At 62.2% G+C, this 13985-nt stretch carries 9 protein-coding genes, 2 tRNA genes and 2 pseudogenes; 1 reads left to right on the top strand and 12 read right to left on the bottom strand.

Features of this window, described 5'->3' with window-relative positions:
• Positions 1-17 precede the first annotated feature (17 nt).
• Positions 18-797: a hypothetical protein gene (locus ACWFUC_RS20445; RefSeq protein WP_489623130.1), complete on the top strand. Its 780-nt coding sequence runs from the start codon at positions 18-20 to the stop codon at positions 795-797.
• Between the two features lie 162 nt (positions 798-959).
• On the opposite strand, the pseudogene ACWFUC_RS20440 reads toward ACWFUC_RS20445, so the two are convergent.
• The 12 genes and pseudogenes from ACWFUC_RS20440 to ACWFUC_RS20385 all read right to left on the bottom strand — a co-directional run bounded on the left by ACWFUC_RS20440 (position 960) and on the right by ACWFUC_RS20385 (position 13983).
• Positions 960-1457: pseudogene (locus ACWFUC_RS20440) on the bottom strand (SgcJ/EcaC family oxidoreductase).
• A gap of 238 nt (positions 1458-1695) precedes the next feature.
• Positions 1696-2556: a hypothetical protein gene (locus ACWFUC_RS20435; protein WP_209581348.1), complete on the bottom strand. Its 861-nt coding sequence runs from the start codon at positions 2554-2556 to the stop codon at positions 1696-1698.
• A gap of 62 nt (positions 2557-2618) precedes the next feature.
• Positions 2619-2695: transfer RNA gene (locus tag ACWFUC_RS20430), tRNA-Arg, on the bottom strand.
• Positions 2696-2789: 94 nt separating this feature from the next.
• A tRNA-Pro gene (locus ACWFUC_RS20425) sits at positions 2790-2866 on the bottom strand.
• A 68-nt stretch (positions 2867-2934) separates the two neighbouring features.
• Positions 2935-5712: a molybdopterin-dependent oxidoreductase gene (locus ACWFUC_RS20420; protein ID WP_489623128.1), complete on the bottom strand. Its 2778-nt coding sequence runs from the start codon at positions 5710-5712 to the stop codon at positions 2935-2937.
• Positions 5713-5752: 40 nt separating this feature from the next.
• Entirely contained in the window at positions 5753-6976 is a 1224-nt protein-coding gene (locus tag ACWFUC_RS20415) for an NAD(P)/FAD-dependent oxidoreductase (protein WP_051156323.1), read from the bottom strand.
• A gap of 1 nt (position 6977) precedes the next feature.
• The gene (nirD, locus tag ACWFUC_RS20410) at positions 6978-7340 is read right to left on the bottom strand and encodes a nitrite reductase small subunit NirD (protein WP_034337836.1); all 363 of its coding nucleotides are present in this window, start codon (positions 7338-7340) and stop codon (positions 6978-6980) included.
• Positions 7341-7486: 146 nt separating this feature from the next.
• Positions 7487-10060, bottom strand: a complete 2574-nt coding sequence (nirB, locus tag ACWFUC_RS20405; protein ID WP_489623127.1) for a nitrite reductase large subunit NirB — start codon at positions 10058-10060, stop codon at positions 7487-7489.
• Positions 10061-10071: 11 nt separating this feature from the next.
• On the bottom strand, positions 10072-11379 hold the full coding sequence (locus ACWFUC_RS20400; protein ID WP_121041806.1) for an MFS transporter: 1308 nt from the start codon (positions 11377-11379) through the stop codon (positions 10072-10074).
• A gap of 373 nt (positions 11380-11752) precedes the next feature.
• A pseudogene (locus ACWFUC_RS20395) lies at positions 11753-12245 on the bottom strand (MgtC/SapB family protein).
• 295 nt (positions 12246-12540) lie between these two features.
• Entirely contained in the window at positions 12541-12963 is a 423-nt protein-coding gene (locus ACWFUC_RS20390) for a hypothetical protein (RefSeq protein WP_489637312.1), read from the bottom strand.
• Positions 12964-13161: 198 nt separating this feature from the next.
• The gene (locus ACWFUC_RS20385) at positions 13162-13983 is read right to left on the bottom strand and encodes a helix-turn-helix transcriptional regulator (RefSeq protein WP_039785463.1); all 822 of its coding nucleotides are present in this window, start codon (positions 13981-13983) and stop codon (positions 13162-13164) included.
• Positions 13984-13985 lie beyond the last annotated feature (2 nt).

Here is a 13985-nt window from a genome sequence, read left to right as displayed (position 1 = left end):
ACGCGCAAGGAAACGGAATGCTGATGCCATCGAATATAACGATTCAGGTGAATGACCCTGTTGATACTTTTATGCGGCAGGCTCCATCGGCGATCAAGATTCTGAAACAACCGGCCGGCTTGAACTTCTATGTCCTGCAATGGGGGAAATCCCAGCTTGGCAAGGTGAGTATTCAGTTCGGTTCCAGGTCTGTTGATATTGCGGACGTCCGGCTGCTTCAAGGTGAGGAAAATCTGGATTTCCCCGAAGAGCACATATCGAACTGGAAAATTTACCTGGGACTTTCAAACGGCAGCGAGTTAAGTCATGAGCAGGCGAAGAAAAAGATCTATGCGCTGTTGAATACCCTTGCTGGCAAGGGCTGGCGTAACTTGATCGACCCGGATGATCCTCGCTTGGTCGGGCGAGAACGGTTCGAGTATGTGATCAATCACTCGCCGGCCAGCGGTCTGAACATTGACTATGTGCCCACGATGGATGAATGGATGAGGCTCGAAAATCTTAGCCACTGGTCGTTTCATGCCGACGGCAGTTTCTTGACGGTCACAATGCAGCGGGATCAGGACGCGCTGGACATGACGAAACCCGGTCATTACATTTTGGTATTGAATCTTATGGGTGAGAGCGAGGGCTTTCGTGCTTATGTCCCTCCCAAGGCGAAAACGCAGTGGCGCAGCGAGATTGCGCCCTTGTGGAAGGCATTGCATGAGCGGCGCATTCAACGAGAGGCACAAGCTCGCAGGGAGGGGAAAAGAATCGATGCGGCCTACCAAGATCCGCCACTTCCCGGGCGTTGAGCGCACAACTCAAGTCCGAATGATGGTTTGCTGGTGAGCAGCTTGCTTCACAGGCATTGTAAGAAGAGGGACGCGACGCAACGTCCCTTTTATTTTTCTGTGCTTCAACACCGAATCAGAGATATCTCGCCGACGGCGATGCCGTGCTTCGGTGAATGGACCTCACTTCTCCGGCATGCCTGACGAGTGATGGCTGGTGATCAGCCACTCCCTGCCATTCCATTCATAGGTAAAGCTGTAGCGTGCATGTACGACCTGGCCGGTAGTGCCGAAGGTGAAGCTCTAGAGGCCGGCATCGATCGCGGTGTTGCAGCCTATCCAGAGCCAGCGCTGGTCGATCTTGCCTACCGGTTTGTTGTGGAGGAAGTGTTCGAAATAATCGATGCGCTCTTCGTTGGTGAACCGGGGCTTGTTGGACACGGTGGGCAAGAGCAGGGCGCGCGGGGCGTAGTTTTCGGCGACGGCTTCGGGATCGAGGGTTTGCAATGACGCATTCCAGCGGTCGAAGAGGGCGGCGATTTCTTTGCCTGTGGTTGATTTGCAGACCACGCCGGTGCCGGGGCCGGCGAAGGGCAGATCGGGAGCGGGGCTGCTCGACGGGGTCGAGGCGCAGCCGGTGAGGATGAGTGCCAAGGCTGATGCGGAAAGGACTGTTTTCATTTTTCCCCCTGTTAATTTTTATGTTCAGGTGTTCCGCTGAAGATCGCTGACCGGAGTTGGCGTCTTCAGCGCTGGCTATTTTAAGCGGCGGGATTGGTTTTTGCTGAGAAATCGTCAGTGCTTCGATGCAGCGCCTGATTGCAGGAGAGTCATGTAGGAAGGGGGGGGGCGCGGTTGTTCTTTCGCTCAACGAGTTTTACGACACAGCTGTCTCGCATGGTTCGGAGACTGCATGTGCTCAGGGTAGCGGGGCAACGGGATCGCGATATTTTCGGTCGATCTCCATCCCGCGTGCGATCGCCGCTGCCTCGTTTGCAGCACGCTCGTTTTCCAGTTGCTTCAGCGCCGCAGGGAGCAAGCTTCTCCATCGCAGTCTATCCTTCGGAGCAACATAAGCGCGAAAGTGTTCGTTGCGACCCGTCAGCGCAATGAGCAGTAAATAAACGTGAGGCTGTTTTGCATCCGCCTTTTCCTTTCCGCGGCGCATGGACACGGTCAGGAATGCATCATTTCCTTGGAAGGACCAGTGACTCATGTCTTCCAGTGCCATCCACTCCTGCAGCGTGGGTTCGTAATCGACGTTGAGGTTGCTGGCGGATGACTGATGGATGACATAATCGAAGCGCTCCTTGCCCGTCAGACGGGGATCATCGCCGTCAATGAGTGGCGTCCAGCCCTTGGCCGCAATGCCCCGAAGAAATGCGTAAACCGTTTTCCTGGCCTGGTCATCGCTGATCTGTGGCATTGCCGAAACGTCGGCAATGATGTTCCATGAGGTGATGTTCTCCTCGGGGAACCAGCGATCATCTGCACCTTGCAGGGACCTGACATGGGGCACTTCAATCGATTTCTCGCCTTGATCGATGAGGACTTTCCCTAGCTTGGGTGGCTTCCAGCTGAGAGTATGGAAGTTGACGCCGGGGGGATTCGTGACGGTCTTGAGCGCAAGCGGGGCTTGCTTGCGCAGTGTTTCCATCACGATGTTGGGAGCGATGCGGACAATTTCAGGCGCCGATGCGGCGGTCTGCCCTCGCGCCACCATTGGCGAGATCGTCATGAGCAGGCAGAGCAAGAATCCGCGCGGAGACATGTTCATCATGGTTCGGGTGGCCTTCTTGAGCGTAGCACCTGATCGCAAAGGGGATAGCTGAGAACTGAAACTGGCCTGCCCTGAGGGACTCGAACCCCCGACCTATGGCTTAGAAGGCCATTGCTCTATCCAGTTGAGCTAAGGGCAGTTCGGCGTGGCTGGCGGTGATGCTGCGCCGATGCGCTACCGCCAACGATCCAGAAAAGAAAACGGGCTGTCACAGACAGCCCGTTTTTGATGAGTGGTCGGAGTACAAGGATTCGAACCTTGGACCCCCTGGTCCCAAACCAGGTGCGCTACCGGGCTGCGCTACACTCCGAGAAGCGAGATAATAGCAGCATCTCTTTCAAATGGTCAACAAAGAATGCAAATTCTTCAAACAAGACCCTAAGCCGCCGTCTCCCGCTCCCGTGCTTCGGCCTCGCCCTGCACCCTGATCTCCACCATCAGCTTCTTGATCTCCGGCACGCACGAGCCGCAATTGCCGCCCGCTTTCACACACGCCGTCACCTGGCTCACCTCCGTCAATCCCTGCGCACGGATCGCATTGCAGATGGTGTTGCGTCCCACACCAAAACACGAACACACCGTCGGCCCGGCGTCAGCACCTTTCTCAATCGGCTGACCCACGAGCAGGCCGACGCGGTCAGCTTCTTCCAGCTTCTCCTTGGCAAACAGTCCCGCCAGCCACGAGCGCGAGGGCAGGTCAGGGCGCGCCGACATGAACAGGCACATGTCGATGCGATCATCCACCACATGCACCGCGCGATAGCTGCCATCGCTCAGGTCTTCATACTCCAGCCAGTCCGCATCATCGGCCTGCACGCCCAGCAGCCCCCTTGCCCACGCGGTGTGGTCGCTGATGTGATTGCGGCCGGCCAGTTCATATCGCACAAAATCCCGGCCCTGCACGCGTGTCCAGTGAGTGATGTCATCCAGATCCAGCGCATGGCGCGTGAGGATGAAGCCATGCCAGCCCACGCGGAATTCTTCGATCGCCACCGGCGTGTGCTTGAACTCCGGCTCGCCCGAGACCGGATCGACCACCGGATTGACCACCGCACCCACACGCGCATCGGAGGCCGACTGCCCGTTCCAGTGAATCGGCACGAACACATTGCCGCGCGGGATGCCGCCACCATGCTGCACGCGCGCCACCATCGCGCCCCAGCGGCTGCTGATGCGCGCCAGACCACCTTCGCGCACGCCATACAGCAGCGCATCCTGCGGGTGCAGGTCAATGAAGGATTCCGGAATATGGCTGGCCAGCGTGGCCGACTTGCCGGTGCGCGTCATGGTGTGCCAGTGATCGCGCACGCGGCCGGTGTTGAGGATCAGCGGGTAATCCTCGCAAACGGCGTGGCCCGGCGTGCGCGGTGCGGTCGGTACAAAACGCGCGCGCCCATCGGCGTGGGTGAAACGATGATCTTCCAGGACGCGTGCCGTGCCGCTGATGCTGCCATCAGACAAACGCTGCACGGGCCACTGGATCGGTGCCATTGCGTCATAAGCGGCCTTGTCCATCCCGGTCAGGCCGGAGAGATCGAAGATGCGGCGTGCGCGGTGTTCACCTGCTGCATCGGCCTCGCCATTGCGATGCGCAGAGAGGCGCGCGTGTTCATCAAAGATCGCATGCGGGCCGTCGAAATCAAATCCCGCAAAGCCCATGCGCTGCGCGACCTCGCAGATGATCTGCCAGTCACCGCGTGCCTCGCCCGGTGCCGTGAGGAAAGCCCGTTGCCGCGAAATGCGGCGTTCGGAATTGGTCACCGTCCCATCCTTCTCGCCCCAGGCCAGCGCCGGCAGCAGCACATGGGCCAGTGCATTGGTATCGGTTTGCGTGATGACGTCGGAAGACACCACCAGCTCGCACTTCTGCAGCGCCCGCTGCACCAGGTCGGCATCAGGCAGGCTCACCAGCGGATTGGTGGCCATGATCCACACCGCCTTGATGCGGCCTTCCTCGATGGCGCGGAACATGTCCACCGCCTTGAGGCCCGGCTTGTCCACGATACGCGGGGATTGCCAGAACTCCTGCACGATCTCGCGATGCAATGGCTGGTCGAGGTCCATGTGCGCGGCCAGCATGTTGGCCAGTCCGCCGACCTCGCGTCCGCCCATGGCATTGGGCTGGCCGGTGATGGAGAAGGGGCCCATGCCGGGCTTGCCGATGCGGCCGGTGGCCAGGTGGCAGTTGATGATGCTGTTGACCTTGTCGGTGCCGACCGAGGATTGGTTCACGCCCATGGAAAAACCGGTGACGACTTTCTCGGTCTCGGCAAAGGCTTCGTAAAAGTCCAGCAAGTCCTGCAGATCCACCTTGCAGATGCGCGCTACCGTGGCGGGATCGGCGCACTCGGCATCGGCCACTGCCAATGCCTCGTCGAAGCCATTGGTGTGCGCGGCGATGAAGGCGTTGTCCCGCAGGCCGCGATGGGCGAGGTAACTCATCAAGCCATTGAAGAGCCACACATCCGTGCCCGCCTTGACGGGCAGGTGCAAGTCCGCCAGTTCGCAGGTCGCGGTGCGGCGCGGATCGATCACGATCAGGCGCAGGGCAGGGCGGGTCTCCTTCAGTTTGGCGATGCGCTGGAAGAGGATGGGGTGGCACCACGCGGCATTGGACCCGACCAGCACGATCAGGTCGGCCAGCTCCAGGTCTTCATAGCAGACCGGCACCAGGTCTTCACCGAAGGCGCGCTTGTGGCCGGCCACCGCCGAGGACATGCACAGCCGCGAATTGGTATCGATGTTGGCGCTGCCGATGTAGCCCTTCATGAGCTTGTTGGCGATGTAGTAGTCCTCGGTCAGCAATTGTCCCGAGACATACAGGGCCACGGCGTCCGGACCATGTTCGGCGATGACGGCAGAGAACTTGCTCGCCACCTGGTCCAGCGCCTGATCCCACGATACCTGTTGCAATGCGCCCTGCGCATCGCGCACTTGCGGATGCAGCAGGCGGCCATCCAGATCCACCGTTTCGGCGAGGGCCGAGCCTTTCACGCACAGGCGGCCGAAGTTGGCCGGATGCTGCACGTCGCCCTGTACGCCAATGCGGCCATCCTCCTTGAGCGAAGCCGTCACGCCGCAGCCCACGCCGCAGTAGGGGCAGGTAGTCGAGGTGGTGGCCACGGCCAGGGCCAGCGGGGTCTGTGCAAGATTCATTGGTATCCTCTGTTACTAATTGCCGTGGTCGCCGCAATGGCTAGGCAGCATGCTGGCACATGGCCTGTCCAAACGGCAGTTCGCGCCGGAAGGCGCTGATGTCCCGTCCACTCTGGATCAGGTCGAAGTACCACGGTCCGTCTTTGACATCACCATACAGCACCGCACCGATGAGGCGCGAGCCGCGCAATACCAGGCGCTTGTAGATGCCGCGTCGCGGGTCGCGTACCACCAGATCTTCGGTATCTTCACCGCCGATGAAATCGCCTGCCGAATACAGATCCACGCCGGTGACCTTGAGCTTGGTCGCCGTGGCCTGCTGCACATAGCGGCGATGGCCGGCACCGGCCAGATGCGCACCGCACACGCGCGCCTGGTCCCAGATCGGGGCCACCAGTCCGAAGGTGGCCTTGCGGTGCTGCACGCATTCACCCACGGCATAGATACGCGGGTCATAGGTCTGCAGGGTGTCGTCAACGATGATGGCGCGCTCGCAGTGCAGGCCTGCCGACTTGGCCAGCGCAATGTTGGGGCGCACGCCCGCCGTCATCACCACCAGGTCGGCCGGAATACTGCTGCCATCCTTGAAGCGCACGGCGGTCACGCGATCCGGGCCGACGATTTCGTCCGTATGGGCGTTGAGGAGGAAGCGCAGGCCCTTGTCTTCCAGCGCTTTCTTGAGCAGGGCGGCGGCGGGCTTGTCGAGCTGCTGGTTCATCAGCGCATCCGTCACATGCACCACCGTCACGTCCATGCCCTGGCGCATCAATCCATTGGCCGCCTCCAGCCCGAGCAGGCCGCCGCCGATCACTACCGCATGGCGATGCGTGCGCGCGGCTTGCAGCATGGTGTCCACGTCCTGGATGTCGCGGAAGGCGATCACGCCCGGCAGTTGATGGCCCGGCACCGGGATGATGAAGGGTGTGGAGCCGGTGGCCAGCAGCAGGCGGTCGTATTTCACCGCGAGGCCGGATTGCGCGTGGACGGTACGCTGGCGGCGGTCGATCTGCACCACCGGGTCGCCTGCATGCAGGGTGATGCCGTGTTCGTCATACCACGCGCGCGGGTTGAGCATGATGTCATCGATGCTCTTGTCACCGGCCAGCACCGGCGAGAGCATGATGCGGTTGTAGTTGCCGTGCGGCTCGGCACCGAAGACGGTGATGTCGTAGAGATCCGGTGCGAGCTTGAGCAATTCCTCAACCGTGCGCATGCCGGCCATGCCATTGCCGACCACCACCAGCGAGGGCTTGGCGGTCGTCATCTCAGCCACCGATCCAGACTTTGCCTTCATCGATGCGCGCCGGCCAGGCGGGTACCGAATTGGCAGGTTCTTCCAGGCATTGCCCGGTGGTGAGATCAAAGTGATGCTTGTAGATCGGTGAGGCCACCACGATGCGTTCGCCCAGGTTGCCCACCAGGCCGCGCGAAAGCACGGCGGCCTGGGCGTTGGGATCGTAATTGCCGATGGCGAAGACGCGCGGCTGCGGCTCGCCCTGGCTGCGGTCGATCACGTGGAAGATGGCTACCTGCTGGTCACCGATCAGCGCGGCCACGCCCGTGTTGGGGACGATCTCGGCCAGTTCGCAGACGGGGGTCCAGTGCTTGATTTGTTGGTCGCTGTGCATGCGGTGCTCCTGATGGTTGTACGGCGGGTGCGCCTTCGATACGCGGCGTTGCCGCTACTCAGGACGAACGGTTCTTTGTCCATTGACGCCCGTTCGGACTGAGTAGTCGCGCAGCGATGTATCGAAGGCGCGACTACGGCCGGATATCACACGGTCTCGACGACGACCGGAATATCGAGCAGCTTCTTCTCGGCCACCGTGGCCGGACGGATCTGGCCGCGTTCCTCGACGAATTTGATGTTGCCATCGGCCGCCTTGCTGTTGACGAAGTGACGGAAGCGCTTGCGCGTTTCCGGATCGGTGACGGCCTTCTTCCATTCGCACTGGTAGGTGTCGACCACGCGCTGCATCTCGGTTTCCAGCTCGGCGGCGATGCCCAGCTTGTCCTCGATGACCACGCTCTTGAGGTAGTCCAGTCCGCCTTCCAGGTTCTCGCGCCAGGTGCTGGTGCGTTGCAGGCGGTCGGCCGTGCGCACGTAGAACATCAGGAAGCGGTCGACGTAGCGGGTCAGGGTTTCTTCATCCAGGTCGGAGGCGATCAGTTCGGCATGGCGCGGCTTCATGCCGCCATTGCCGCAGACGTACAGGTTCCAGCCCTTGTCGGTGGCGATGATGCCCACGTCCTTGCCCTGCGCCTCGGCGCATTCACGGGTGCAGCCGGAGACGCCGAACTTGATCTTGTGCGGCGAACGCAGGCCCTTGTAGCGGTTTTCCAGGCGCACGGCAAAGCCCACGCTGTCGCCCACGCCATAACGGCACCAGGTCGAGCCGACGCAGGATTTGACGGTGCGCAGCGACTTGCCGTAGGCGTGGCCGGTTTCGAAACCGGCGGCGATCAGTTCTTCCCAGATATCCGGCAGCTGGTCCACGCGGGCACCGAAGAGGTCCACCCGCTGGCCGCCGGTGATCTTGGTGTAGAGGCCGTATTTCTTGGCGATCTGGCCGACCGCGATCAGGCCATCGGGCGTGACTTCGCCACCGGCCATGCGCGGCACCACCGAGTAGGTGCCATCCTTCTGGATGTTGCCGAGGAAGTAGTCGTTGGAATCCTGCAGGCCGGCGTGTTCCTTCTTGAGCACGAAGTCGTTCCACAGCGAGGCCAGCACATTGGCCACCATCGGCTTGCAGACATCGCAGCCCAGACCCTTGCCATGCTTGGCCAGCAGTTCATCGAAACTCCTGATCTGGCCCACGCGCACCAGGTGGTGGATTTCCTGGCGGGAGTAGGGGAAGTGTTCGCAGACATGGTTGTTGACGGCCAGGCCCTGCTTCTTCATCTCCGCCTTCATCACCTGCGTGACCAGCGGCACGCAGCCGCCGCAGGCGGTGCCGGCCTTGGTGCAAGCCTTCAGGTCGCCAATCGTCGTGACACCCGAGGCGACCGCTGCACACAGCTGGCCCTTGGAGACATTGTTGCAGGAGCAGATCTGCGCCGATTCCGGCAGGGCGTCCACACCCAGGCCGGGTTTGGCCTTGCCGTCGGATTGCGGCAGGATCAGGAATTCCGGCGACTCCGGTAGCTCGATCTTGTTGAGCATCATCTGCAGCAGGGTGCCGTATTCGGCGGCATCGCCCACCATCACCGCGCCCAGCAGATGCTTGCCCGATTCGGAGACCACGATCTTCTTGTAGATCTGCTTGCGTTCGTCGGTGAACTGGTAGGAGCGGCTGCCGGCTTCCTTGCCGTGCGCATCGCCGATGCTGGCTACGTCCACGCCCATGAGCTTCAACTTGGTGCTCATGTCGGCACCGTTGAAGGCCGGCACTTCGATGGCGTCATCGCGGTGCGAGAGCAGGTGCTTGGCCGCAGTGCGGGCCATGTCGTAGCCGGGAGCGACCAGACCAAAGATCTTGCCGTTCCACAGGGCGCATTCACCGATGGCATAGACGGCCGCGTCCGAGGTGAGGCAGCTGTTGTCGATGACGATGCCGCCACGGTCACCGACCTTCAGGCCAGCCTGGCGCGCCAGTTCGTCACGCGGGCGGATGCCGGCGGAGAAGACGATCATGTCGGTTTCCAGGTGCGAGCCATCTTCGAAATTCATGCGATGGGTGTGCTGCTTGCCATCGACGATCTCGACCGTGTTCTTTTGCGTATGGGCGGTCACGCCCAGTTCCTCGATTTTCTGGCGCAGGATGCGGCCACCGCTTTCATCGACCTGCACCGCCATCAGGCGCGGCGCAAATTCGACCACGTGGGTTTCCAGCTTCAGGTCACGCAGGGCCTTGGCGCATTCCAGGCCCAGCAGGCCGCCGCCGATGACCACGCCGCTCTTCGAACGGCTGCCGCATTCCAGCATCGCTTCCAGGTCTTCGATGGTGCGATAGACGAAGCAATCCTTGCGCTGGTTGCCCGCCACCGTCGGCACGAAGGGATAGGAGCCGGTGGCCAGTACCAGTTTGTCATAGGACAAGGTCTCTTCTGCGCCGGCCACGTTGACCACCACCTGCTTGCGTTCCAGGTCGATGTGCCGCGCCTTGGCGTTCAGTTTGAGATCGAACTGCACCGGGCTGCGGCCGGCGTCGAAGAAACCGGGTGCCACCAGCGACAGATCTTCCGCGCTCTTGCCTGCAAAGAATTCGGAGAGGTGCACGCGGTCGTAGGCCGGACGCGGTTCTTCACAGAGGATGGTGACCTTGAGGTCGCCTGCGCCGCTCTCGGCCAGGCATTCCAGGAATTTGTGGCCGACCATGCCGTGGCCGATGACGATGATGTTCATGGGTGCTCTCCTCAGGCTGCAACTTTGCTGTCGGCCAGGGCGGCATCGCCGCTCTTGTCCGACGCGGTGAAACGGATGGCCACTGCGCACAGTGCCGAAATGGTCACCAGCACGCCCAGCATCGACAGCGTCTGCTGGGTGTTGCCCAGGCCCTTCATCAGGAAGCCCGCGGCCACTGCACCGACGTTGCCACCGGCACCGATGATGCCGGCCACGCCGCCGAGTGCCTTGCGGTCGATGAAGGGCACCAGCGCATAGGTCGCGCCGCAGGCCATGTGGGTGAACAGGCCGAAGCACAGCATGGCGATGACGGCGGCCACCACGCTGCCGGCATGGGCGAACCACAGCAGGCCCAGGCCTTCGCCCAGCATCATCACGAAGAGCAGGGTGGCGCGGCGGTTCAGGCCGCCACGCAGGGCCACCTTGTCGGAGATGTAGCCGCCCAGGGCGCGGGCAAACAGCGCCAGCAGGCCGAAGCTGGCGGCGGCGATGCCGGCCGACTCCAGCGAGAGCTGGAAGTGGTCCACATAGTAGATGGCGGCGATGTTGTGAATGAAGATTTCCACGCCGAAGCAGGCACCGTAGGTGATGAAGAGCATCCAAACGCGATAGTTGGCGGCCGCTGCACGGAAGCTGGCCCAGCCGCCGCGCTTGCCGCTTTCGATGGTCACGCCGGCGGCGCGCAGTTCGTCATAGTTGCCTTCCGGGCAGTCCTGGGTAAAGCGCCAGTAGAGCGCGGCCATCACCAGCATCAGCACGCCCGGCACCAGCAGCGCCGCACGCCAGCCCCAGCCTTGCGAGACGCCCAGCATCAGCATGGCGGCCATCAGCAGGGGCATCACGCCCTGTGCCACGCCGCCGCCCGCATTGCCCCAGCCGGCCGTGGCCGCATTGGCCGTGCCGACCACGTTGGGAGCGAACATGACCGAGGTGTGGTACTGGGTGATGACGAAGCTGGCACCGACGGCACCGATGAGCAGACGGAAGAACAGGAAGCTCTCGTAGCTCTGCGCGAAGGCCACGCCGATGACCGGCACGGCACCGGCCAGCAGCAGCCCGGTATAGGCCTTGCGCGGACCGAAGCGGTCGCACATGGGGCCGATGATGAGGCGCACCAGGATGGTCACGGCCACGGCGGCGATGTTGATGTTGGCGATCTGGCCGGGGGTGAGGTGGAATTCCCCCTTGATGACCGGCATCAGCGGCGCGCAGGCGAACCAGGCGAAGAAGCAGACGAAGAAGGCCATCCAGGTCAGGTGGAAGGCGCGCATCTGGGGCGTGCCCAGGGAGAACAGCGCGATACGATTGGATTTGCTCATGTCGGGGTCCCGTAAAAACAAAAAGGCGCCCGCTCGAATCCGAGGCCTTGCCTCGTTTCAAGCGGACGCCATTGTCCGTATGCATTGCAGATCCATCGTTAGATCGGCATCAAAGTGGTGGATCGTCCTTGATCCTGATGGACATTGAGCAAAGGCCGTGCCAGCCGCAGGGTTTTGGCGGGGAGGCAGCACGGGCGCGGTTTTGCGGAGTGGAAGGCGGAAATGAAGTGCGGCAGTAGCGCGGGACCCGATCACCGATATATATCATTGCATGATGTATTCGAGTGCAGTCTGCGCGTTCGTGGTGCAGTGCATCGTTGCAGTGCATGAGGGGTGACTGGGGGCCTGGGTTTTCCCCTCTTGCCGAACGGCATCAGTCTTCTTCGCGCGCGCTGATGTCGGCGCGTTCGTCGTCGGTCTTGCGCAGCCATCGGCGGTGCAGGAAGTGTTCCAGCGGACGGCCTACGACGAACAAGGTCAGGATCAGACCCGTCGCCATCAGCGCCACGCGCCACCAGCCGGCGCCGCAGACGATGCCCACGGCAGCGGTCACCCAGATCGATGCCGCCGTGGTCAGGCCGCGTACCTTCTCGCTGCGCTGTTCATGGATGATCACGCCCGCGCCAAGGAAACCAATGCCGGTGATGACACCCTTGGATGGCACGGCTGACCGCATCGCGGCTATGCACATCGGACTCCAGCGAGAAGTCCATGGCGGCCATCGTGACCAATGCCGATCCCAGCGCCACCAGGCCCAGGGTCTTCATGCCGGTCGGCTTGCCGCGCAGGTTGCGGTCGATGCCGATGACGCAGCCGATGAGCATGGCGAACAGGAGCCGGTAAAAAATTTCCAGATGATCGGTCATGGACAGGCGCGGGCAGTGAGCGAAGGCGACATTGTACCCTCCCGCCACGCGCGTTTTCACCGTCGAACGACTGCTGGCTGCAGCCATAAAAAAGCCCCGTCAGCTTCGACGGGGCAAATCATGCATGGCGGGAGGCATGAAGACTTCGCCATGCTGCGCTCAAGCATCAAACAACAGGAAACTACGGAGACAACAGAAACAACTACACAACGAAACAACAGGAACTACGGAGACAACAAAAGCTGGAAAAGGTCATCAGAGTATCTGAGTCATCTGCGCATTGCTGCGCAAGCGATCAGGAGCCCGAGCCGCCGGCGCCACCGGTGCCGCCGCCATTGCCGCCCGGCGAGGTGCCCAGCGGGCCGTTCTTCGAGTCAGTGGTATTGGCGTTGTTGCCGGAGCGGGAATTCTGGCTGCCGCTCTTCATCGACTTGTCCATCGCCTTGTCCGACTTGTTGTGGCTGCGCATGCTCTTGCCGGAAGAGGAGCTGCCCGACTCAGTGGCGCTGTTGTTGGGCGTGGTCTGTGCGCCGGTAGCACCTGCTGCGCCCGAGCCAGCACCTGCTGCGCCCGAGCCAGCACCTGCTGCGCCCGAGCCAGCCGCGCCGGAACCGGCTGCACCACCGCTGGCACCGCCGGCATTCTGTGCGAAGGCGCCGGTGCTGAAGGCAGCCACTACCAGGGCAGTGCCGAGGAATTTCAGGGTCGGTTTGGACATGGAGATCTCCTAAGGTTGTTGTGGGGGGCGTCCCGCCATCGCGAGCCGTTGGAGCCATACTAGGTCCTGCGCCGAATGCGGGCAGTCGGACGCTGTTTCAATCGCGTGTCGGTGCTTTCGTACCGGGATGACGGCGCTTGTTGTTGAGCCACGCAGGTCAACGCGCCGTTTGGAGGTAAGGTTCAGGAGGCTTTGACCTCAGGGCAGGGTCTGCCGCAACTCGCTGGGGCTGATCCCGTAATGCTGCCGAAAGCGCATCGCAAAGCGCGAGGGCGAGTCATAGCCGCAGGCCGAGGCAATGTCGGCGATGGGCAAGGACGAGGCCTGCAACTGGTCCAGCGCCAGTCCCAGCTGCACCTTGTCCAGCAATTCGCGGAAGCCGGTCTGCTCGCGCGCCAGCCGCCGCCGCAGGGTGGAGACGCTGCAGTGAAAAGCTTCGGCCACGCGCTCCAGGCTGCGTTCTTCCGGGGCCAGCATCAGCAGGTGCTGTTCGATGTGATGGCTGATGGCGTCACCGCGCTCGCGCAGCAGGCCGCCGATGGCGCCGCGCAGGCTCAGGGCCAGCAGCAGGCCTTCGGCTGCCTGGCATTGCAGTTCGCTGGCGGCTTCTTCGCGGATGCAGTCCTGCAGATGGCGCCAGGCGCGCAGGATGTCGGCATCCTGCGCCACGCTGCTGACCGCGCTGGCATCGCGCGCCTGTACGCCCTGGCCGGGATAGTGCAGGCGAAAACGCTCGATCAGTGCCGGCGGCAGGGACACCATGTCGGCCGCATATTCGCCGCCCTTGGGCAGGTTGGCGACATTGACCTGGGTACCGGCGGCGATGAGCACCAGCACATCCTGCCCGCACAGCAGATGGCGATGGCCCCATTGCATGCGCTTCTTGCCCTGGCGTACGTGGCAGATGCTGGCCAGGCCGATGAAGACCTGGCGCAACTGCTGTTCGTGCCGGGCGCGGATGCGTGTCAGCGTGGGGCGGGTGCCATGGGCGAAGGGCAGGATGGCGATGTCACTTTGCATGC

The sequence above is a fragment of the Herbaspirillum sp. Her4 genome, assembly GCF_057961335.1.
Note: the sequence above shows the minus strand (reverse complement) of the source record. Positions and strands in the feature narration are given on the sequence as shown.